The following is a 20,609-nucleotide window of genomic DNA, read 5'->3' as shown; positions in this document are numbered from 1 at the left end:
CCGAGCCTGCGATGCGACGCCGCGCGCTCGACCTGTTCGACGCCTACGTGCGGTGGCCGCGCTGGTGGCGCGACCGCAAGCTGGCCCGGCTCGCCGTCTCCGATCCCGTGCTGCACCGCGAACTGTCCGCGCTGCTCGCGGCCGACCGTGCCGCGCGCCCGATCGCCGGTGCGCCGTTCGCCGCGGTCTCCGCATTGCTGGAGGCGCAGGCGCCGCCGTCGGACGACCCGCGCATCGGCAGCCGCATCGGCGGCTGGACGATCACCGGTCTTCTCGGGCGCGGCGGCATGGGCACGGTGTATCGGGCGCGGCGCAGCGATGCGCAGTTCCGCCAGACCGCCGCGCTCAAGTGCATCCGCGACGACCTGGTCTCTCCGCGGCTGGTCGAGGCCTTCGTCAACGAGCGCAATCTGCTCGCCGACCTCACCCATCCCGACATCGTGCCGCTGCTCGACGGCGGCGTGGACGACGCGGGGCGGCCCTGGTACGCGATGCAGCTGGTCGACGGGCTGCCGATCGACCAGTGGTGCGATGCCGGCGCGCTGTCGATCCGCGAGCGCGTCGAACTGTTCGTCGACTGCTGCGGCCAGGTGGCCTACGCCCACGCACGCGGCGTCGTGCACCAGGACATCAAGCCCTCGAACGTGCTCGTGACGCCGCAGGGCCGTCCCCGGCTGCTGGATTTCGGCCTGTCGGTGCTCGTGTCGTCGGACGCGCTGCCAGCGGCGCACCGGTTGGCGATGACGAGCGGCTACACCGCGCCCGAGGCGCTGACGGGCGCACCCCAGGACGTCCGGGTGGACGTCTACGCGCTGGGCGCGCTGCTGTGCCGGCTGCTGTGCGGGCAGGTGCCCGTCGCCGCGCCCGCGTCGCTCGGCCCCCCGCGCCTGCCGTCGTCGCTGGCCGCCCGGCTCGACCGGGACGGCGTGCGCGCGCGCGGCGAGCGGTCGACGGCCGCGCTCGCGCGACGGTTGCGCGGCCCGCTCGACGACATCGTGTCGCGTGCGGTGGCCGCCGCACCGGCGCAGCGCTACGACAGCGTCGAGGCGATGCGCGAGGCGCTGTCCGCCTGGTTGCAGCGCACGCCCGGCCGCTCGCGTCGTTACGGACAGCGCGGTGGCCTGGCGGCGGCGTTCGGCGCGAACCGCGCGCTCGTGCTGGCGAACGCCGCGATGGCCCTGGCGGTGATCGGGTTGCTCGGCGGCCACGCCTGGCGCGGCAGCCGGGAGGCCGCGATCGCCAGCCAGGCCGACCGCTTCTTCGAGGCCACGCTGGGCATGGCGGCGATCTCGGAACTGGGCGACATGCCGCCGACCCAGTCGGCGCTGCTCGAATCGGTGGAGCGCGGACTGCGCGGGCAGGCCGCCGGCCCGGAGACCGCGGGCATGCGGGCGCGGGCCCTGTCGGTGCTCGCGCGCAGCTGGGCGGTCGCGGGCGACTACCGCCGCGCCGAATCGCTCGCGCGCGAAGCGGGCCGCACGGTCGATGCGCACGACACCCTGGCCGTGGCCTTCAACCTCGCGACGCTGGCGCACATCCAGAACCTCCGCGCGCGCCACGGCGAGGCCGAGGCCACGGTCCGGGAGGGCCTGGCGGGGCTGTCGCTGCGCCTGACCGACCAGCACCGCCTCGCCTACCTGCGCCTGCTCGCACAGCGGGCGGTGGCCGAGTCGGGCCAGGGACGCTCGCAGGCGGCGTTCGCGACGCTCGACAAGGCGATCGCGGAGGCCCGGTCGCTGCCCGCGTCGATCGGCGACAACATCACCGCGCAGCTGCTGACCCAGCGCGGCATCTGGCTGCGCTGGCGCATGCGCATGCAGGCGTCGGAAGCCGACCTGCTGCGGGCGATCGAACTGACCGACGAGACCGCGCCGATCCTGGCCGACGACGCCCGCGAATCGCTGATCCGGACGGTGCGCGCGTCGCGCCAGCCCGGGCGTGAAACACGCGCGCTGGCGCTGGCGAACCAGCTGATCGCGCGTCGCCGCGCGATGCTGGGCGAGCGCCATCCCCAGACCGGGATGGCATTGGCCGAGCTCGCCTTCATCCAGATCCTCAACGCCGACCTGGCCGGCGCGCGGACGACCGCAGACCTGGCCGAACGCATCCTCGCCGAAGGGCTCGGTCCCGAGCACCCGGCGGTCGCGCGTGCGTACATGGCGCAGGGCCACCTGGCCGCGTACGCGCGCGACATGGACGCCGCGTTCGAGCGTACCGGCCGCGCGCTGCGCATCTACGAACGGCATTACGGCAGGCATCAGGAGTTCACGCTCGAGGCCCGCTTCCTGACGGCGAGCAATTACTGGGCCAGGGCCGGCATCACCGGCGACGACGCGGACCTCGAGCGCGCCCGGGAAACGCTCGGGGCCGCGATCGCGAGCAGCGTCGCGGCCCACGGCGAGGTCTCGGCCCATCACCGCGGCGGATACGCCTCGCTGCTCGCGTCGACCGGTCGCAAGGACGAGGCCGCCCGCGAGCTGGCGCTCGGCAAGCGGGACGCGGCGCGCCAGTTCGGCCCCGACAGCCAGGACGCGATGATGGTCCGGCTGGCCGAATGCAGCTACCTGGTCCGCTACGGCGAGAACGACGCGGATACGTTCGCGGCGCTGACCGCGCTCGACCGTGATGCGGCCGCGACCGGCACGATGTTCGCCGACGGCGTCCTCAACAGCGTGCTGAGCATGCAGTCGTCGTGGCTGGCGGATCGGCAGCGCTACGCCGAAGCGCTCGAGGCCGCGCAGCGGCGTCGCGCGCTCGCGGTCAGGATGGGCAAGGACGAATGGATCGCCGGCATCGACGCGCAGATCGAGACCCTGCGCGCCGCGGCCTCGCGACGGATGGCCGCCGTCGGCCACGACGACGGCTGAGCGCAAGCCTAGTGTCCTCGCCCGGCGTCGCGCGTGCCGGGCGCATGCGGCCCGTCTCCAGGACGCTTACGCGGCGTCGTCCACCGTGGTCGACGCCGGCTCGGCCGGCTTCACCGCCTCCGGGCTGACCTTCTCGATCGAATGCCGCAGCTCGCGGCCCAGGATCACCTTCGCGTCCTTGGCCAGCGCGGTCAGGCGCTCGTCGAACACCAGCTTGCTGTTGCCGTCGAGCTTGACCAGGCCCAGCTCGCGCAGCTTCTGGATGAAGCCGCGGAACAGCGACTTGTCGAAGAACTCCGGCGCGGCCGGCGCGTACAGCAGCGACAGCCGCTGCGCGGCCAGCTGGCACAGGCCCTCCAGCTCGCCGGCGCCGAGCGTGCCCGGGCCGTTCTTGGCCAGCACCGAGATCGCGATGTAGTAGCGCTCGAACGCCTGCTGCAGCGGATGGCTGAGCGCACGCAGCCGGAACACCTCGTCGGTCTGCCCGGCGTTGCGGCCGTAGACCGCGTCGCCGTCGTGGTCGCCGGCCAGCTGTTCGAGCAGGCCCTCGCGCACGAAGGTACCCAGCGTGCGCTCGATGCGGTCGGCGAACGCGTCTTCGGTCCACGGCAGGAACAGCTCGGCCTGCAGGAACGGGTACATCGTGCGGCCCAGGCGCAGCAGCGTGTGCCGGCTCATGCGCCGGTTGTGCAGGAAGCAGCAGGCGATCCACGCCGACGCGGTGTACAGGTGCAGCACGTTGTTGCGGAAGTAGGTCAGCAACACCGCCTGTTCGTCGTCGCCGACCCGCAGCACGTCGCCCAACGGGTGGGCGACGCGCTCGAGCACGCCGATCTCCTCGCCGTGGGCGACGATCTCGGCCGGCGTGTGCGGGGTCAGCGTGACGCGGTCGGAGTAGGGCACGTCGTCGAGCAGCTGCTTGGACAGCGCGATCTGCGCCAGCAGGTCTGCCTCGCCCATCGCGTGCTTGGGCGTGGACAGCAGCGCGAGCGAGAGCAGGTTGATCGGGTTGACGTCGGCGGCGCGGTTGATGTTGACGTGGATGCGCTGGGCGAGCACGTCGACGGTGCTCGCCAGCCAGGCCGGCTTGGCGTCCTCGGGCACCGCGCGGCCGTCCCAGTCGGGCGCGAGCTCGGCGAGCGCCGCGTTGAGCTGGATCGGCTCGCCGAAGTTCACCACGACCTGGCCGTAGTTGCTGCGCAGCACCTGCGGGATGCCCCACAGCAGCCGCCAGATCGATTCCTTCTTCTTGGCCTTGCCCGACAGCTCGTCGAAGTAGCTGTTGCCCTCCATGAGCTTCTCGTAGCCGATGTAGACCGGCTGGAACAGCACCGGCTTGCGCGGCTCGCGCAGGTAGGCGCGCAGCGTCATCGCCAGCGCGCCGCCCTTGGGCGGCAGCAGCCGTCCGGTGCGCGAGCGGCCGCCCTCGATGAAGTACTCGATCGAGTAGCCGCCGCCGACGAGCTGCGCCATGTACTCGGAGAACACCGCCGAATACAGCGCGTTGCCGCGGAAGCTGCGCCGGGCGAAGAACGCGCCGCCCTTGCGCAGCAGCGTGCCGATCACCGGCAGGTTGAGGTTGACGCCGGCGAAGATGTGCGGGGGCACGATGCCGCGGCCGTAGAGCAGGTACGACAGCAGCAGGTAGTCCATGTGGCTGCGGTGGCTGGGCACGTAGACGATCTCGTGCCCGGGCGCGGCCTCCTTGAAACGGTCCAGGTGGTGGACCAGCACGCCGCGGAAGATCCGGTTCCACACCGTGGTCAGCAGGAAGCTGGCCGAGCGCACGACCGGATGCGAGTAGTCGGCGGCGATCTCGTAGGCGTAGGCGTGGGCCTTCTTCCATGCCTCCTCGGGCCGGCTGTTGTCGCGGCGCGCCTGGTCGGCGATCGCGTCCTTGACCGACGGCGACGCCAGCACCTTGTCGACCAGCAGCCGGCGGGTCGACAGGTCCGGGCCGATGATCGCCTCGCGCACGCGGTTGAAATGCGTGCGCAGCACGCGCGAGAGCTTGCGCACGGTGCGCTCGGCGCCCAGGTCCTCGTCGAGCAGCGGCCGCACCGCGACCGGCTCGGCGAAGCGCACCAGGGTGTCGCGGCCGTTGAGCAGGATCGACAGCAGCCGGCGGAAGCGGCCGACGATCGTCCAGTTCTCCGAGAACAGCACCGAGAACCAGCCGTTGGCCTTGTCGGGCGAGCGGCCGACGAAGATCGACACCGGCACCACCTGCACGTCGAGCGCGGGATCGAGCCGGTGCGCCTCGAGCAGACGCGACAGCGACTCGGAGTGGGTCGACTTGGACTGCGGCTTGCCCGTCGCCAGCGCCAGCGCACTGCCGGCGTTGCGCCGCGACAGCGCGACGTAGGCGCGCTTGCGTCCCAGCGGGTCGCCGGGCAGCGGCTGCAGCGGCGAGGGCAGGCCGGCCTCGCGGCAGGCGCGCTCGAGGATCAGCGCGTTCGACAGGCCGTAGTCCTCGAGCACGTAGCAGACCGGACGGTGGTCGACCAGAGACTCGGGCGCCTGGGGCTCGACCTTCAGTCCGATCCACGGCCGCAGCAGCCGGTCGAGCAGGCCGGCCCACCACGGGCGGCGCATGGCGCGGCGCGGCGCGGCGAGCGGACGCGGCGTGGCGGCAGCCCCGTCGCCCGCGACCGGCGGGGCATCGGGCAGCGTGGCACCGGACGGCGGTGCGGCGGCATCGCCCTGTGCCACGGGATCGCCGGTCCCGGCGGGGCCGGGCGGCGGCGCGGCGGGCGTCCGGGCGGCATCGTCGCCGTCGGGCCGGGGCCGCGCGTCGTCGGAGAACGGGAGGGTCGGTTGGTCGGGCATCGGCGGCATTATGCCCAAGCCACCCCGCACGGCGGATGTCAGGGCGCGGGCGCCGACGCCGGCGGGGCCGCGGCGGCGGCCCGTGCGTGGCGCAGGAAGTCGGCCACGTACCAGCGCCCACCGGTGCGCTCGACGCCGATCTCGGCATCGATCCGGCGACCGTCGAGCAGGTAGCGCAGCCGCACCCGGGCCTGGTCGCCGGTCTGCGACGCGAGCGTCGTCTCGACGCTGTCGAAGCTCACGTCCAGGTCTAGCCCGTAGGCGCGCAGCTGCTGCTTGCCGGCGACGAACAGCGGCGACAGGCGGGTCAGGCCGGCCGACATGCCGGCGCGCCCGAGCGCGGCGTCGCCGTCGAGCGCGCTGCGCCGGGCCGCGGTCGTCAGCGCCTCGACCGTGGCCTGGGCCAGCGCGCGGTCGGCCAGCGGGGCATGCGCCGCCCAGTCGCCGGTCGCCGCGACCAGCTGGGTGTAGTGGCGGCGCTCGTCGTCGCTGAAGCCCGGCGACTGCGTGAGGTACTGGGTGGCGAACACCGCCAGCGCCCGCGCGGTCGAGCGCAGCTCGCGATCGGCGCCGGCGAACTGGCGGTCGAAGGTCGCCAGCAGCACCCGCTCGGCATGCGGGTCGTGCAGCGCAGCCAGTGTGGTGGGAAGCTGCGCCGACAGCGGCAGCTCCGACAGCGGCCAGCGCGTGCGGTCCTCGCGCCACGCCTGTTCGAGCGCCGGCGCGAGGTCGGCCGGCAGCGCATCGTGGGCGAAGGCAGCCAGATCGCCGCGGCGCAGGTGGCCGGTCAGCACCTCGACCGCCTCGACCGGGGTCGCCCCGCCGGTCTGGACCGGCGCGGCGGCCGGCGCCGGTCGCTCACAGCCGCCCAGCCACAGCAGCAGCGGCAGCACCGCCAGGCAGGCGCGGGGCGGGCGCCGGCGGTGCCGGCGGCGGGTCAGCGCGTGCGCATGCATCCGACGATTCTCCTCGGCCCCGGGCGGCCGGTCATCGTGCATGCCCGGCCCGGCGCCGACAAGCGCGGCCCCGGGCCGGCGCTCACAGGTCGTGCGTGACCCAGCCGCGCGGCGTGTCGGCCGCGGCCGCATCCAGCGCGGCCTGGGCGATCTCGTCGGGCGTGCGCCCGGCGCGCCATGCCGCGGCGATCGCCGCCAGCCGCTCGCGCGTGGCGCGGGTGTAGGCGCCCTCCAGTTCGTTCTGCGCATCGGCCGCGAGCTTCTGCGGATACAGCGTGCGGGCATCCTCGCTGCGGTTGAGCAGCGCGATCATCCGCGACAGGCTCTCGCGGAAGGTCTGCGCCGACAACGCGGTGCGCTGGGTCCGCTGCAGGTGCCAGACCGTCAGGTACTCGACCGGTCCGAGCAGGCGGCGCGGCGTGCCGCCGAAGAACTGGCCGGAGAACGCGCTGGCGCTCACCGGGCCGGCGCCGTCGGGCAGGCGGGTCGCGCCCCAGGAGCTCAGCGCGCCACCGGGCAGGTCCATGCGCCGCAGCGCGGTGCCGAAGGTCTCGGCGACCAGCCGCTGCGCGTGCGCGTCGTCGCTCTCGGCCACCACGCCCAGCAGGCGCAGGAACAGCGGGTAGCGGTCCTCGCCCAGGCGGCGGGCCAGCCGCTTGAGCACGGTCAGCCGATACTCGGGATCGTGGTGCGCCGACAGCGCCGACACCATGCGGTCGGCGGCGGCGCGCAGGGACTGCGCGGAAGGAACGGCGTTCATCGGATCGGACACGACGGGGGCGGCCTCACTCTAGCGCGACGCGGCCCGGCCGGTGTCGGTCGGGCGCGTCTAGCCGAGCGCGTCGAGGATCGCGTCGGTCCCGTGGTCGGCGGCCGCGGCCAGGTCGAGCCCGGCGAGCCGACCCTCGAACGCCCGATCGCCGGCGAACTGGCGCAGTCCCGACGGTACGCCGTCCCAGGCCGCCGCGTTGAGCATGTCCTCGCCCGGATCGGCCTGCGGACCCCGCGCGACGGCATCCGCGCCGGACTCTCCCAGGCCGGCAAGCCCGCCGCCCTGGGGCTGGCGCAGGTCGTCGAACGCGACCTGGCCGCCCAGCCGTTCGAGGCTGGCGGCGCTGAATCCGGCATTGGAGGAGATACCGCTCATGCTCAGGTGTCCTGCGGGTCCGTCGATAGCCGCCCATGGCGACGATGGCGCGACTGTAACGCTGCTGCCATGGACGGGCTATCTCGGGCTGGCCCTAGGGGGGCCGCGCAGGTCCGTCAGCGCCGGCCTCGAAGCTGAATGCAGGTTGGCCGTCGAGGGGAACAGGGCGCTGACGCATCACAGCACGGGTGCCCTCGCCGGCACCGCCACGCGCCCATGCTAGCCTCCGGATCCCCGTGGTGCGCCGGTGCAGGTCCGCATGGCAGAGCAGAACGAAGGCGCCGACAAGACCGAAAAACCGACCAGCAAGAAGCTCAAGGACGCCCGCAAGGAAGGCAACGTCAGCAAGAGCCGCGAGCTGACCAGTACCGTGCTGGTGATGGGCTGGCTGGTCGGCGGGTGGCTGCTGATGGGCTTCATGTTCCGGCGCGTGAGCGGCCTGTTCGAACAGGCGCTGCAGGTGATGAACCAGCCGTTCGACGTCGCGCTGCGCACGATCGTGCCGCTGGCCGCGCAGGTGTTCCTGTCGATGACGCTGCCGCTGCTGCTGATGGCCGTGCTGCTGGGGCTGCTGGTGGAGTTCCTGCAGGTCGGGCCGGTGGCGTCGATGAAGAAGGTCACGCCGGACCTGTCGAAGATGAACCCGGTCAGCGGCATCAAGAAGATGTTCTCGATGGACAACCTCGTCGAGCTGGTCAAGTCGCTGTTCAAGAGCGCCGGGCTGATCGCCATCGGCGGCTTCGTGCTGTGGGGGATGATTCCCAGCCTGCTGAACCTGCCGTTCGCCCAGCCCGCCTCGATCGGCAGCGCGATCTGGCACGCGCTCAAGTGGATCGGCATCTGGACGATCTTCGTGTTCTTCTTCGTGTCCGCGCTCGACGCCTCGTACCAGAAGTTCTCCTACATCAAGAAGCTGCGCATGAGCCGGCGCGACATCAAGCAGGAGGTCAAGGAGAACGAGGGCGATCCCTACGTCAAGCAGCGGCGCAAGCAGTTGCACCAGGAGTGGTCGCAGCAGAACATGCTCAATGCCGTCCGCGGATCGAGCGTCGTCGTGACCAACCCCACCCACATCGCCGTCGCGCTGCAGTACGAGCAGGGCACCGACGACCTGCCGCTGGTCGTGGCCAAGGGCGAGGGCCACATGGCCGAGGAGATCCGGCGCGTGGCCGAGGAGTCGGGCGTGCCGATCCTGCAGAACGTGCCGCTGGCGCGCGGGCTCAACGCGCGCGTGGAGATCGACGACTACATCGGCAACGAGTTCTTCGAGGCGGTCGCCCAGGTGCTGTACTGGGCCGAGGGCATGCGCTCGGGCGAGGCGCGGCCCGAACCACCCGAGTTCGTGCCGCCCGAGGACATGCTCGAGGAGGTCGGCATGGCCGCCGAGCCGGCGCCCCCGCCGCCGCTCGTCGACGATCCGTCGATCGTCGAGCGCCTCGAGGACCCGCGCGACCCGCTGCGCTGACCGCGCACGCCCCCGTAGGAGCGCGCTTGCGCGCGATGAACGTTCCCGGGGCGGCCCATCGCGCGCCAGCGCGCTCCTGCGAGATGTAGGCCTCCGATCGACGCGCCCGGCAGCGGACTGCCCGGCTATCCCCCGAACGCGCTTTTGAGCGCGTTGACCAGCCCGCTGTTGTCGACCAGGCGGCGCATCACGATCTCGACGAACACGCCGAGCATCAGCAGGATGATCGCCGTCGCCAGCCAGGCCTTGATCGGCATCGTCAGCGCGAACACGTTGAGCTGGGGTGCGTAGCGGTTGACCAGGCCGAACGACAGGTCGATGACCAGCAGGATCACCATCGCCGGCGCGGCGAGCAGCAGCATCGCCGTCATCAGGTAACTGAACTGCCCGACGAACAGGGCCATGCCGCTGAGCCGGATGTCGGGGAAGAAACTCATGACCGGCCACACCGTATAGCTGGTCATCAGCAGGTCCAGGAACACCAGGAACGCGCCGCTGGCCATGAACAGCCATGACGACAGCTGGGACAGGAACTCGCCGTGCAGCGAGGTCTGGTGGCCCTGGATCGGGTCGAAGATCTGCGCCATCGACATGCCGACCTGGGTGTCGATGATCACGCCGGCCGAACTGATCGCCCAGAACACGATGCCGTAGCAGAAGCCGATCGAGATGCCGATGAAGGTCTCCTTGAGCACGATCGCCGACCAGTGCGCCGTGCCGGCCGCCTCGATCGGCGGCGCGCCGGCCAGCGCGATCGGGATCGCGACGATCGCCAGGCTGACCATGAAGCTGTTGCGCACCATCGCCGGCACCGTCTCGGTGGTCAGCAGCGGCAGCATCAGGAACGCCCCGGCCACGCGCGGCAGCGTCAGCGCGAGCGCCAGCATCGGGTTCTGCGCGAGGTCGAGCATCAGCGCCGGACGAGGCCGGGGAAGTCGAGGAAGATGCGGTCGGCGAACACGTACAGCGTGCCGCCGATCAGCGAGCCGGTCACGAACAGCATGATGACCACGGTCAGGAACTTCAGCGCGTAGGGGAACGTCTGCTCCTGCAGCTGCGTGGCCGCCTGCAGGAACGCGACCACCAGGCCGATCAGCGCCGCCGCCGCGACCGGCGGCCCGGACAGCAGCAACACCAGCCACAGCGCTTCCTTGGTGAACTCCAGGACGTCGCCCATCAGGTCGTTCCGTAGGTGAGCACGAGGCCGTGCACCAGCTTGGCCCAGCCGTCGATCAGCACGAACAGCAGCAGCTTGAACGGCAGCGACACGGTCGTGGGCGAGAGCATCATCATGCCCAGCGCGAGCAGGATGTTGGCCACGACCAGGTCGATGATCAGGAACGGCAGGAAGATCAGGAAGCCGATCTGGAATGCGGCCGTGAGCTCGCTGACGGTGAACGCCGGCACGACGACGATGAAGTCGTCCGGCGTCAGGTCGCCGCGGCGCTCGGCCGGGAGCATGCGCTGCACGCTGCGCAGGAAGAACGCGCGTTCCGCGTCGCTCGAGTGCTGGATCAGGAACGTGCGCAGCGGCTCCTTGCCGGCGTCGACCATCGTCAGCAGCCGGTTGGTGTCGAACGCGCCGCCCGACGCCGGCGGGGCGGCGGGACCGGCCGGCTGCGTGACCTCCTCGGCCAGCGCCGGCAGTGCGGGCTCGCGGTCCTCGCGCGGGTCGTTGCTCGAGCCGCCGCGCACCGCGCTGAACATCGGGTCGGGCGCCGGGCCGGGCTCGCCGCGGGCCTGCGCCTCGGCGGCCAGGCCGTCGGCCGCGGCCGGGCTGGTCGGCGGCGCGTCGGCCTGCGGGGCGGCGGACGCCGCCGCGGGCCGGACCTCGATCGCGCGACCCTCGCGCACGGCCTGCTGCTGCGCGCGCGCGTCGATCTGGCGCTGCACCGAGGCCGGCGGCGGCCGGCCCTCGAGCCGCGCCTCGACGGCGGCGTTGACGTCGAGGATCACCGGGTACATCACGTAGATCGACAGCACGATCGCCAGGCCGTTGATGACCACGTTCGGCGGCACCTGCTGCAGCCCGAGCGCGTTGCGCAGCAGGCTCAGCACCACGACGATCTTGGTGAAGGAGGTCACCATCACCGCCACGAACGGCGCCAGCGCCAGGCTGACCACCGTCACCAGGACGAGGGCGGGCGAGAACGTGCTGAAATCCATGCCTCAGCTCCAGGAGAGCAGGCGCACGCCGAGCGTGTCCCCGACCGCGACCAGTTCGCCCTGGCCGGCGACGCGGCCGTTGGCGCGGATCGTCACGTTCGCGCCCTCGAGCTGGGCAGGCAGCGCGAACACGTAGCCCGGCTGCAGGCCGGCGACGTCGCCCAGGCGCAGCTCGACCTTGCCCAACTCGAACGCGACCTCCACCGGCAGGCGGCTGGCCGGGTCCTCGACGGGCGCGGGCGCCTCGGGGGCAGGGGTCTCGGGGGCGTCGGTCTCGCTCATCGGGGCAGTCTCCTGGAATCGGGGTTGGGGGCTCGCGGGGCCGTCGATCCGCCAGCCCTCGCTGCCGGCGCGGACCGGCCAGCGCAGGCCGACGGCATCGGCGTGCAGCGCCGGCAGGCGGGTCGAGCCGACGACCACGACGTCGCCCGGGCGCAGGTCGCGCAGGTCGGCGATCGTCAGCGGCGGCGCGGCGATCGCGAGCGACAGGACGGCAGGCAGCTGGCGCCAGTGGCCGGCGTCGGCGGGCGCGGCATCGGTCGCCGCGTCGCGGCCGAGCGCGGTGGTCAGCCAGTCGACGCCTGCGCGCAGGCTGCCGGCCAGCGCCGGTCCGTCGGCGCCGTGCAGTTCGAAGTCCACCCACACCACGTCCGCGGTCGGGGCCGGCGGCGGATCGGGCAGCGGCAGCAGCGAGGTGCCCAGCGCCTCGCTCAGCCGCACCAGCGCCGCCTCGTTCGCCAGGCTCCAGGCGAGCACGCGGGCGCGGCCACGATGGTCCTGCCAGCGCAGCGTGTCGCCGTCGTCGGTCGGCGGCGGGGTGCGCAGGCGCAGGCCCAGCCGGCTGCCGTCGGCATCGAGTTCGAACACGCTGGCCGGATCGCCGGGACGTCCCTCGCGCAGGGTCAGCGTGCCCGCGGGCGAAGACCACTGCCGCCGGCGGCGGTGCAGCGCGCGCAGCGCCTGCGCTTGCGCGGCGCCGAGCCGGGGGATGCGTTCGCGCAGCGGGGACGTCGCGGGGGACGGCACGGTCGCGCCGGAATCAGCCATGTCCAAGCGCCACCTTCATCAGTTCGGGCAACGAGCGTACGCCGAGTTTGTTCATCATGTTCGCGCGATGCAGCTCCACGGTCTTGATGCTGATGCCGAGGATGTCGGCGATGATCTTGTTGGGCTTGCTGGCCACGACCAGATCGAGCACCTGGCGCTCGCGCGGGCTCAGCCGCGCCAGCGCCTCGCCCTGCGGCGTGCCGGACTGGCGGCGCTCGCGGCGCAGCGCATGGCGGATCGCGTCGACCAGCGCCTCGTCGCTGAAAGGCTTTTCGAGGAAGTTCGACGCGCCCTTGCGCATCGCCTCGACCGCCAGCGGCACGTCGCCGTGGGCGGTGACGAAGATCAGCGGCAGCGACGACCCCCGTCGCAGCAGTTCGTCCTGCAGTTGCAACCCGCTCATCTCGGGCATCCGGATGTCCGAGACCAGGCACTCGTCGTCGCCGTGGCGGGTGCTGTCGAACACCGTCAGGAAGGCGGCGCCGGACGCGAAGGCGCGGACCTCGAAGTTCGCGGTCTCCAGCAGCCACGCGGTGGAATCGCGGAAACCGTCGTTGTCGTCGACCAGATAGACGCAAGGCGTGCCGGGCATCGCTAGATCCTCCTGTCGGGCGTGGGCAGCGTGAAACCGAACACGCTGCCGCCGCCATCCCTGGCCTCGAAGAATAGCCGCCCTTCGTGGTATTCGATGATCGACCGGCAGATCGCCAGTCCGATGCCCAGGCCGTCGGACTTGGTGGTGTAGAACGGCGAGAACAGCTGCTCGCTCTGCGCCGGGCTCAGGCCGGGGCCCCGGTCGCAGACCCGGACCTCGATCTCGCCGTCGAGGTTGACCCGGGCCTCGATCCGCAGCCCGCGCTGCGCCGCGGGCACCTCGCGCATCGCCTCGATCGCGTTCTTGACCAGGTTCAGCAGCACCTGCTCGACCATCACGCGGTCGGCGTAGACCGGCGGCAACGGCGCGGGCAGCGCCAGTTCGATGCGCAACTGCTGGCGCTCGGCCTCCAGCCGCAGCAGTTCGAGCACGGTGTCGACGATCAGCGGCAGTTCCTGGGCGTCGCGGCGCGGCTCGCGCGCACGCACGAACTCGCGCACCCGCGCGATCACCGCGCTGGCGTGCTCGGCCTGGGTGCGGGCGGCCTGCAGCGCGCGCTCGACCTGCACCGGCCCGCCGGCCTGACCGACCAGCCGCAGGCTGCCGTTGAGGTAGTTCACGATCGCCGCCAGCGGCTGGTTGAGCTCGTGGGCGAGCGTGGCGGCCATCTCGCCGACCGACATCATCCGCGAGGTGAACAGCAGCTTTTCCTGCTGCGACTTGTGCGAATCCAGCGTCTCGATGCGCTCGCTGATGTCGACCGCGGTCAGCAGCGCCAGCGCCCGGTCGCCGCAGTCGAGGTCGCGCCAGTGCAGCGCATACCAGCGGCCGCTGTGCGGCGCGCGCACCTCCTCGCCGCGGGCCTCGCCGGTCAGGTCGCCGTAGAGGCTGGCGAGCAGCGCGTCGCGCTGACCGTGGCCGGGCAGGGCGCCCAGGTCGGCCGAGAAGCGGGGATTGGCGGCGACCAGCGCGCCGCTGCGGCGGTCGAAGGCCGCGCACGCGAACGGCACCGCGGCCAGCACGGCTTCCAGCGCGTCCGAACGGGCGTCGTCGCCGGAGGGCCGGGCGCGCGTGGCGCGGGAGGGTCCGGACGTGCGCGTCATGCGGCAGCGGCATCCCGGGCCGCGCTGCTAACGTACGCCCGCACCGCTCCGGTGCCCGTCCGCCGAGATGCCATGACCCGCGCCGCCCTCCTGTCCCGTTTTTCCGCGCTGCGCCGGCCGCTCGGTCTGGCGGGCCTCGCCTCGCCGTTGCCGGGCTGGGCCGCGGCCACGCCGCCCGCGGTCGCGAACGACTCGTTCGTCGGCGAAATGCTGGCCATCGTGCTGCCGCTGGTCTTCATCATCGCTGGCCTGCTGTTCCTGCTGCGGCTGCTGCGCCGCCGCTATGGCTTGTCGGGAGGCGAGACGCCGTTGACGGTGGTGCAGATCCTGCCGGTCGGCCCCCGCGAACGGCTGGTGGTGGTGCGCTCGCGCGCCGGACGGGCCTTCGCGATCGGCGTCGGCGCGCAATCGGTGACGTTCGTCACGGATCTCGACGTCGATGACCTGTCCCCCGTCACCGAGGGCCAGACCACGGACCCGGGCGCGCGCACCAATATCGCCGCGGATCGTTAAGTCGCCGTGACGCGGGCCGTGTGCAGCGCCGGTTCCGCCGCGATTCTTCACATCGTCTCCGCTCGTCGCTGGCACATCCTTGCAACATCGGGTTTACCCGGCCATAACATGGGTAGACTATCGTAGAGGGGCAAAAAGTGACGCACGAGGTCAGGGGCAGATGCGCCGAATGAAGTCCAGTTTGCGCGGAGTGCGGGTTTGCGCGGTCTCCGCGCCCCGCTGCGCGTCCGCACGCCGCGCACGCGGGAGACTGGCATGAAGGCCCTGCTCGCGACCCTGACCGGCGCGCCCGCCGGCGCTGCGCCTCGCGGCAAGTTCGGCTACAGCGACGTCATCCTCGCGTTCGCCGCGGTGACGATCATCAGCGTGATGATCCTGCCGCTGCCGCTGGTGATCATCGACACCCTGGTGGCGGTGAACATCTCGATCGGTTTCGGGCTGTTGCTGCTGGGCATCTACATCCCCACGCCCGTCGCGTTCTCCAGCTTCCCCAGCGTGCTGCTGCTCACCACGCTGTTCCGACTGGCGATCTCGATCGCGATCACGCGTTCGATCCTGCTGCACGCCGAGGGCGGCCACATCGTCGAGACCTTCGGCACGTTGGTGGCCGGCGGCAACCTGGTCGTCGGCATGGTGGTGTTCCTGATCATCACCGTCGTGCAGTTCATCGTCATCGCCAAGGGTGCCGAGCGCGTGGCCGAGGTCGCCGCGCGCTTCACGCTCGACGCGATGCCCGGCAAGCAGCTGTCGATCGATTCCGATCTGCGCGCGGGCCTGATCGACAAGGACGAGGCGCGCCGCAAGCGCCGTCTGCTCGAGACCGAGAGCCAGCTGCACGGTTCGCTCGACGGCGCGATGAAATTCGTCAAGGGCGACGCGATCGCCGGCATCGTCATCATTCTGATCAACCTGCTCGGCGGTCTGGCCATCGGCGTGCTGCAGAAGGGCATGCCGCTGGCCGAGGCGACGCACGTCTACAGCATCCTGACGATCGGCGACGGCCTGGTCTCGCAGATCCCGGCGATCCTGGCGACGATCGCCGCCGGCCTCGTCGTCACCCGCACCACCGGCGAGATCGACGACCGCCACCTGGGCGACGCGATCACCCGCCAGGTGTCGGGCCAGCCGCGCGTGCTGCTGATCACCGGCATCCTGGCGTTGCTGATGACGCTGGTGCCCGGCTTCCCGTGGGGTGTGTTCCTGGTGCTGGGCGTCGGTCTGCTGACCCTGAGCGCCTGGCGCTTCCGCCACCAGTTCGAGCTGCTGCGCCGCGCGTTCCGGGTCAGCGAGGACGAGGTCGTGGCCGAGGCGCAGCAGGCGGTGGAGCGCGACGACCTCGCGCCGCCCGCGCCGCTGCAGCTGCAGGTCTCGCCGTCGCTCGCCCAGGCGCTGGGCGCGCACAACATCGAGGCACGCATCGCCGAGACCGCGCAGCGGCTGCGCGAGGAATACGGCGTGCCGGTGCCGGTCCCGTCGATGCGGATCGTGCCGACGTTCGCCGACGACGAATATCGCCTGACCGCGTTCGGCGCACGCATCGCGACCGGTCGTCTGCGCACCGATGCCTGGCTGCAGCCGCAGCCGGCCAGCGCGGCGGGCGCGACGAAGCTGGCCGGGTTCTACCCGGCGGTGATCGCCGGGGAGTGGACGCAGGCGCAGGCCGACGGCGCGCAGGCGCCGCTGGACGTGCTCGCCGGCCATGCGAACGCGGCGATCCGCCGGCGCATGGGTGGCTTCCTCGGCATCCAGGAGACGTCGAACCTGTTCGCGCGCATGCAGCGCGACTATCCCGACCTGGTCAAGGAGATGCTGCGTGTCGTCGCGCCGCAGCGCGTCGCCGATGTGCTGCGCCGGCTGTCGGAGGAGGGCGTGCCGATCCGCAATCTGCGCGACGCGTTCGAGGCGATCACCGACGTCGGCGGTCGCGAGAAGGACGTGGTGCTGCTGACCGAGTACGTGCGCGTCGCGCTCAAGCGCGAAATCGCCGATCGCTATTCAGACGACGAGCGCACGCTGCATGTACTGTTGATCCACCCAGAACTGGAAGACAAGCTGCGGCAGTCGGTCCGCGTGGCGGGCGGTGCGGGCCAGCTTGCGATCTCCCCGGAACTGGCCGGGCGGCTCGGCAACGAGGTGCGTGCGCACCTGGGCCGGCAGGCGCCCGGCATCAAACCGGTCCTGCTGTGTTCGCTGGACGTGCGCAGGCACCTGCGCAAGCTCATGGAGGTCGACTTCTTCGACCTGCCGGTGCTTTCGTACCAGGAACTGGCGCCGGACCTGCGCATCGTGCAGGCGGGGCAGATCAATGCGTGACCTTGTCGTATCCATCCGGGGCGAGTGCCGCCGGGCCGCGCGGATATCCGCGGCGCCGGGCGCAGCGCACGCCAAGCGAGGCCAGTCATGACGCAACGCAACGACACTCCCGGCCGGACCGCGCACAACGTGCTGCGCATCGTCGACGGTCTGCATGCCGGCGCGAGCCGCGTGCTCGGCAGCGAGGAGATGATCCTGATCGGCAGCGGCGAGGACTGCGACATCGTCCTGGCCGACGACGGCGTCGCCAGCCACCACGCGCTGGTGACGCTGGTCGGCGGCCGGTTCCTGGTCCGTGCGCTCGACGCCCCCGTCCACGTCGGCGGCACCCAGGTCGAGCCCGGCGATCCGGTCGAGTTGGCCTCGGTGCAGCAGGTCCGTCTGGGCGAGGCCTCGATCGCGTTCGGCCGCGAGGACGACCCGGACTGGGACGGCTTCGTGACCGTGTTCGCGCCGACCGAGGAGGCCGCGCCGCGGCGTCAGGGCTTCGCGCGCAGGCTGCCGCTGATCGCGGGCATCGCCGCGCTGTCGCTGGCGTCGCTGGCGATCTTCGCCGCGGTGCTGCCCGGCTCCGAGGCTGCGGTCGACCAGCGCGAGCGCCTGTCGGCGCTGCTGGCGGAATACGAAGTGGTCGACCCCGGCGTCTCGGACGGCGTCGACGGACGTCCGGCGGTCACCGGCGCGGTCGACAGCGCGGCGACGCTCGAGCGCCTGCGCGCCCAGCTGCAGGCCGAGGGTATCGCCGCCTCGTTGCAGCTGCGCACCGGCGAGAACATCGCCGCCGACGTCGCGGAAATGTTCCGCGGGCACGGCATCCCCGTGAAGGCACGCTACACCGGCAACGGCGATGTCGAGGTGGTCGGCGAGTTCGAGGACGGCGCCGAGATCGAGCGCCTCGCGCGCTCGCGGGCGGTCAGCGAGATCGCCGGCGTCGCGCGCATCCTGCCGCGCACGCCCGACGGGCAGGTGCCGCGTGGCGGCGCCCAGACCGAGGCGCTGGCCGAGCCGGCCCCGCACATCGTCTCGATCGTCCGCGGCGACGATCCGCATCTGATCGCCTCCGACGGCCGGCGCTTCGTGCCCGGCGACGATCTGCCCGGCAAGGGCCGGCTGATCTCGATCGGCGAGTTCGCCCACGTGATCAATGCGCGCGGCGATCTGGTCAAGGTCATTCCCGGCCCGGTGGCCACGCTCGACGACATGCAGGCCGACGGCGCGCCGCCAGCCGAGCCGGTCGACCCGCGGTTCGCCTCGGTCGTGGCCAGCGTCACCGCCGGCAGCCGCCGTGTCGCGGAGGCCGCCCAGGGCGGTCCCGCCTCCACCCAGTAACCCCAGGGCGCACTGCGCCGCGTTCGTTCCCCCGACACCAATTGCAGACGACAGGAGCACGACATGACCAGCATTTCCGGCGACGCGATCGGCAACTTCATCGGTCGCGCATCGATGCAAAACGACCAGAACACCCTTCGCGGCACGCGCACCGGCGGCGGTGGCGGCGGCAGCGCCAGCTGGTACGAGGCGATGTCGCGCGCGTGGGGCCAGACCCTCGACGCGCAGGCGACCCGCATCACCAACCTGTCGGACGTGATCGGCCAGGGCGGCGACCAGCCGTCGAACGTGGTCGCCCTCACCGCCGAGAGCCTGCGCATGCAGTTCCTGTCCAACAACGCCTCGACCTCGCAGAACAGCGTCGGCCAGGCCCTCGAGACGCTCGGCCGCAAGCAGTAAGCGGCCGGCGCCACAGTCAAGGAGATCATCATGGTGGACGCGATCCAGGCCGTCGGCATCGAACCGGCGGCACAGGGGGCACAGGCGCCGGGCGGCGGTCAGCCCGTGGCCGATGCCTACGAGGTCAACCAGTTCGCCGAGGCGATGAACCGCGCAGGCGGCAGTCCGTCGGCCGCGAACGCGACGCCCGACGTCGTCAGCGTCGGCGCATCCAAACCCTCGCAGGGCATCCGGATGCTGATGTCGGCGGTGGACAACCTCAACGGCGGTGCGGAGAGCATCAACTCGCTGGCCAAGACGATGACCCAGAACACTGGGGAACTCACGCCTGGCCAGGTCATCGAGATGACGATGAAGTCGCACCATTTCCTGTTCCAGTGCGAAATGACATCGAACGTCGCCAACCGCACGTCCGACGGCATCCAGCAGCTGTTCCGTCAGCAGTCCTGATCGAGGTGACCTGGATGCGCCATTCCAACCGCAATCGATGGTCGGGCTGGGTGGCCCTGCTGCTGGCGTGCATGGTGCTCGCCGGCTGCAGCGGCAGCCCGTTGTACAGCTCGCTCGAGGAGCGCCAGGCCAACGAGATGATGGGCGCGCTGATCGGCTCGGGCATCCAGGCCAAGAAGAAGCCGTCCGCGACCAAGGTCGGTTGGGACGTCGAGGTGGCCGAGAGCGACATCCCGCAGGCGATGGCGGTGCTGGAGGCCCGCGGCCTGCCGCGGCAGAGCTACCAGAACCTCGGCGACATCTTCAAGAAGGAGGGCTTCGCGTCGTCGGCCACCGACGAGCGCGGACGCTACATCCATGGCCTGCAGCAGGAGATCTCCCACACGTTGAGCATGCTGCCCGGGGTGGCCAACGCCCGCGTGCACATCGCCCTGCCCGAACGCGATCCGCTCGGCGGGTCGACGGGCAAGACGTCGGCGGCGGTGTGGATCTTCGAGCAGCCCGGCGCCAGCGTCCGCGACCGCGAGGCCGACATCAAGATCGTCGTCAAGGACGGCGTCGAGGGCCTGACCGACATCAACCAGGTCTCGGTGAAATTCGTCGCGATGCCGGCGCCGCCCGAGGCCGGCCAGGGCGGTGGCACGGCGATGGCGCTGTCGGCGGTGAGCCCGCTGGCGATCGGCATCGCGGCGGCGATCGTGGTGGTCATCGCACTGCTGCTGGCGTTCGGCAGTCGCCTGCGCGCGCGTAGCGCCGCGCCCGTCGAGCCCGCGCCGAAACGCTGGCAGGGCTGATCGTGTCGCTGCGGGCGCTGCTGGCCGAGGTGCATCCGGCATGGCACGGGGTCGACGACGACGCGCTCGACCCCGCGCTGCTGCGGCGCGCCTGCGACAGTGTGCTGGGTCGCCGACTGCTGGCGTCCGCGCTCGCGGCCGGTCCCGCCCCGGACCTGCTCGCGCCGTCGCCCGAGGGCCCAGCGGCGCTCGTCGCGCGCTGGAGCCGCACGCGGCTGGAGGCGCTCCACCGCGACCTGGGCGTCCTGGCGTTCGCGCCGGCGATCCGGGCCGAGATCGGACGCGAGCCCGTCCGCCGGCTCAAGGCCGCGCTGGGCAGCAGCTACCTGCTCGCGCTCGACCGCAGCGTCTGGGACGCCAAGGTCGAGCCCGACCTCCAGGCGCATCTCGCCGAGACGCTGCGGACGGCGCTGGCGCCGGACGATCCGGCCTCGACGCTGTTGCGCACGTTCGCCCGCCAGGGGCGCGCCGAGCTGCAGGCCTGGGCCGGACGTCGCGATCCCGCGCTCGCGCAATGGGCGCGCCTGCTCGAGGCCCCCGAGGCGCTGCCGGCCGCGCACCTGCCGGAAAAACCCGTGCTCGTCGTCCACACCCACCACCAGAACCGAGCCGTCGCCGGCTGAGCGACGCCGAAAC

General features: G+C 71.9%; 19 protein-coding genes. 9 read left to right on the top strand and 10 right to left on the bottom strand.

The window, feature by feature from the left end; translation table 11 throughout:
- The first annotated feature begins 11 nt into the window (after positions 1–11).
- Positions 12–2,867 carry a serine/threonine-protein kinase gene (locus tag WQ56_RS09025; RefSeq protein ID WP_047136766.1) on the top strand — a complete coding sequence of 952 codons (2,856 nt, stop codon included), beginning with the start codon at positions 12–14 and terminating at the stop codon, positions 2,865–2,867.
- A 66-nt stretch (positions 2,868–2,933) separates the two neighbouring features.
- On the opposite strand, the gene plsB is transcribed toward WQ56_RS09025, so the two are convergent.
- From plsB to WQ56_RS09005, 4 genes are all read right to left on the bottom strand, one after another.
- The gene (gene plsB / locus WQ56_RS09020; protein ID WP_082132306.1) at positions 2,934–5,705 is read right to left on the bottom strand and encodes a glycerol-3-phosphate 1-O-acyltransferase PlsB; all 2,772 of its coding nucleotides are present in this window, start codon (positions 5,703–5,705) and stop codon (positions 2,934–2,936) included.
- Between the two features lie 29 nt (positions 5,706–5,734).
- Entirely contained in the window at positions 5,735–6,652 is a 918-nt protein-coding gene (locus WQ56_RS09015) for a hypothetical protein (protein ID WP_047136765.1), read from the bottom strand.
- An 82-nt stretch (positions 6,653–6,734) separates the two neighbouring features.
- Positions 6,735–7,412: a hypothetical protein gene (locus tag WQ56_RS09010; protein ID WP_047136764.1), complete on the bottom strand. Its 678-nt coding sequence runs from the start codon at positions 7,410–7,412 to the stop codon at positions 6,735–6,737.
- 69 nt (positions 7,413–7,481) lie between these two features.
- Entirely contained in the window at positions 7,482–7,799 is a 318-nt protein-coding gene (locus WQ56_RS09005) for a hypothetical protein (protein WP_047136763.1), read from the bottom strand.
- A 259-nt stretch (positions 7,800–8,058) separates the two neighbouring features.
- Between WQ56_RS09005 and sctU the strand changes: the two genes are divergently transcribed.
- Positions 8,059–9,264, top strand: coding sequence for a type III secretion system export apparatus subunit SctU (sctU, locus tag WQ56_RS09000; RefSeq protein ID WP_052772932.1), 1,206 nt, complete (start codon positions 8,059–8,061; stop codon positions 9,262–9,264).
- Between the two features lie 125 nt (positions 9,265–9,389).
- Here sctU and sctT read toward each other — a convergent pair whose 3' ends face one another.
- The 6 genes from sctT to WQ56_RS08965 are packed head-to-tail and all read right to left on the bottom strand — an operon-like array spanning position 9,390 to position 14,175.
- Positions 9,390–10,175 carry a type III secretion system export apparatus subunit SctT gene (gene sctT, locus WQ56_RS08995; protein ID WP_047136762.1) on the bottom strand — a complete coding sequence of 262 codons (786 nt, stop codon included), beginning with the start codon at positions 10,173–10,175 and terminating at the stop codon, positions 9,390–9,392.
- Positions 10,175–10,441, bottom strand: coding sequence for a type III secretion system export apparatus subunit SctS (gene sctS / locus WQ56_RS08990; RefSeq protein WP_047136761.1), 267 nt, complete (start codon positions 10,439–10,441; stop codon positions 10,175–10,177). The genes sctT and sctS overlap by 1 nt, the downstream gene beginning before the upstream one ends.
- Positions 10,441–11,430 carry an EscR/YscR/HrcR family type III secretion system export apparatus protein gene (locus WQ56_RS19445; protein WP_304413494.1) on the bottom strand — a complete coding sequence of 330 codons (990 nt, stop codon included), beginning with the start codon at positions 11,428–11,430 and terminating at the stop codon, positions 10,441–10,443. Before WQ56_RS19445 ends, sctS begins: the two co-directional genes overlap by 1 nt.
- Before the next feature lie 3 nt (positions 11,431–11,433).
- Entirely contained in the window at positions 11,434–12,477 is a 1,044-nt protein-coding gene (sctQ, locus tag WQ56_RS08975) for a type III secretion system cytoplasmic ring protein SctQ (protein WP_047136760.1), read from the bottom strand.
- A complete protein-coding gene (locus tag WQ56_RS19300) occupies positions 12,470–13,069 on the bottom strand; it encodes a response regulator (RefSeq protein ID WP_047136759.1) in 600 nt (199 codons plus the stop codon). Before WQ56_RS19300 ends, sctQ begins: the two co-directional genes overlap by 8 nt.
- Before the next feature lie 2 nt (positions 13,070–13,071).
- A complete protein-coding gene (locus tag WQ56_RS08965) occupies positions 13,072–14,175 on the bottom strand; it encodes an ATP-binding protein (RefSeq protein ID WP_052772931.1) in 1,104 nt (367 codons plus the stop codon).
- Between the two features lie 72 nt (positions 14,176–14,247).
- On the opposite strand from WQ56_RS08965, the gene WQ56_RS08960 reads away from it, so the two are divergent.
- From WQ56_RS08960 to WQ56_RS08930, 7 genes are all read left to right on the top strand, one after another.
- Entirely contained in the window at positions 14,248–14,688 is a 441-nt protein-coding gene (locus tag WQ56_RS08960; RefSeq protein ID WP_047136758.1) for a flagellar biosynthetic protein FliO, read from the top strand.
- 255 nt (positions 14,689–14,943) lie between these two features.
- Positions 14,944–17,001, top strand: coding sequence for a type III secretion system export apparatus subunit SctV (gene sctV / locus WQ56_RS08955; RefSeq protein ID WP_052772930.1), 2,058 nt, complete (start codon positions 14,944–14,946; stop codon positions 16,999–17,001).
- Positions 17,002–17,088: 87 nt separating this feature from the next.
- Positions 17,089–18,330, top strand: coding sequence for an FHA domain-containing protein (locus WQ56_RS08950; protein ID WP_047136757.1), 1,242 nt, complete (start codon positions 17,089–17,091; stop codon positions 18,328–18,330).
- Between the two features lie 63 nt (positions 18,331–18,393).
- Positions 18,394–18,729, top strand: a complete 336-nt coding sequence (locus tag WQ56_RS08945; protein WP_197076462.1) for a hypothetical protein — start codon at positions 18,394–18,396, stop codon at positions 18,727–18,729.
- 30 nt (positions 18,730–18,759) lie between these two features.
- Positions 18,760–19,179 (top strand): hypothetical protein, encoded by a 420-nt coding sequence (locus WQ56_RS08940; RefSeq protein ID WP_052772929.1) that lies wholly within the window; start codon positions 18,760–18,762, stop codon positions 19,177–19,179.
- 14 nt (positions 19,180–19,193) lie between these two features.
- Entirely contained in the window at positions 19,194–19,973 is a 780-nt protein-coding gene (gene sctJ / locus WQ56_RS08935; RefSeq protein WP_047136832.1) for a type III secretion inner membrane ring lipoprotein SctJ, read from the top strand.
- Between the two features lie 2 nt (positions 19,974–19,975).
- Positions 19,976–20,596: a hypothetical protein gene (locus tag WQ56_RS08930; protein ID WP_047136756.1), complete on the top strand. Its 621-nt coding sequence runs from the start codon at positions 19,976–19,978 to the stop codon at positions 20,594–20,596.
- The last annotated feature ends 13 nt before the right edge of the window (positions 20,597–20,609 follow it).

Source organism: Luteimonas sp. FCS-9, assembly GCF_001014645.1.
In the GTDB taxonomy this organism is placed as follows: domain Bacteria; phylum Pseudomonadota; class Gammaproteobacteria; order Xanthomonadales; family Xanthomonadaceae; genus Luteimonas.
Note: the sequence above shows the minus strand (reverse complement) of the source record. Positions and strands in the feature narration are given on the sequence as shown.

What these genes read in the sequence shown, in the direction of transcription:
- WQ56_RS09025 (WP_047136766.1), top strand. Translation starts at nt 12, where the DNA reads ATGCGACGCCGCGCGCTCGACCTGTTCGACGCCTACGTGCGGTGGCCG.
- plsB (WP_082132306.1), bottom strand. Translation starts at nt 5,705, where the DNA reads ATGCCGCCGATGCCCGACCAACCGACCCTCCCGTTCTCCGACGACGCG.
- WQ56_RS09015 (WP_047136765.1), bottom strand. Translation starts at nt 6,652, where the DNA reads ATGCATGCGCACGCGCTGACCCGCCGCCGGCACCGCCGGCGCCCGCCC.
- WQ56_RS09010 (WP_047136764.1), bottom strand. Translation starts at nt 7,412, where the DNA reads ATGAACGCCGTTCCTTCCGCGCAGTCCCTGCGCGCCGCCGCCGACCGC.
- WQ56_RS09005 (WP_047136763.1), bottom strand. Translation starts at nt 7,799, where the DNA reads ATGAGCGGTATCTCCTCCAATGCCGGATTCAGCGCCGCCAGCCTCGAA.
- sctU (WP_052772932.1), top strand. Translation starts at nt 8,059, where the DNA reads ATGGCAGAGCAGAACGAAGGCGCCGACAAGACCGAAAAACCGACCAGC.
- sctT (WP_047136762.1), bottom strand. Translation starts at nt 10,175, where the DNA reads ATGCTCGACCTCGCGCAGAACCCGATGCTGGCGCTCGCGCTGACGCTG.
- sctS (WP_047136761.1), bottom strand. Translation starts at nt 10,441, where the DNA reads ATGGGCGACGTCCTGGAGTTCACCAAGGAAGCGCTGTGGCTGGTGTTG.
- WQ56_RS19445 (WP_304413494.1), bottom strand. Translation starts at nt 11,430, where the DNA reads ATGGATTTCAGCACGTTCTCGCCCGCCCTCGTCCTGGTGACGGTGGTC.
- sctQ (WP_047136760.1), bottom strand. Translation starts at nt 12,477, where the DNA reads ATGGCTGATTCCGGCGCGACCGTGCCGTCCCCCGCGACGTCCCCGCTG.
- WQ56_RS19300 (WP_047136759.1), bottom strand. Translation starts at nt 13,069, where the DNA reads ATGCCCGGCACGCCTTGCGTCTATCTGGTCGACGACAACGACGGTTTC.
- WQ56_RS08965 (WP_052772931.1), bottom strand. Translation starts at nt 14,175, where the DNA reads ATGACGCGCACGTCCGGACCCTCCCGCGCCACGCGCGCCCGGCCCTCC.
- WQ56_RS08960 (WP_047136758.1), top strand. Translation starts at nt 14,248, where the DNA reads ATGACCCGCGCCGCCCTCCTGTCCCGTTTTTCCGCGCTGCGCCGGCCG.
- sctV (WP_052772930.1), top strand. Translation starts at nt 14,944, where the DNA reads ATGAAGGCCCTGCTCGCGACCCTGACCGGCGCGCCCGCCGGCGCTGCG.
- WQ56_RS08950 (WP_047136757.1), top strand. Translation starts at nt 17,089, where the DNA reads ATGACGCAACGCAACGACACTCCCGGCCGGACCGCGCACAACGTGCTG.
- WQ56_RS08945 (WP_197076462.1), top strand. Translation starts at nt 18,394, where the DNA reads ATGACCAGCATTTCCGGCGACGCGATCGGCAACTTCATCGGTCGCGCA.
- WQ56_RS08940 (WP_052772929.1), top strand. Translation starts at nt 18,760, where the DNA reads ATGGTGGACGCGATCCAGGCCGTCGGCATCGAACCGGCGGCACAGGGG.
- sctJ (WP_047136832.1), top strand. Translation starts at nt 19,194, where the DNA reads ATGCGCCATTCCAACCGCAATCGATGGTCGGGCTGGGTGGCCCTGCTG.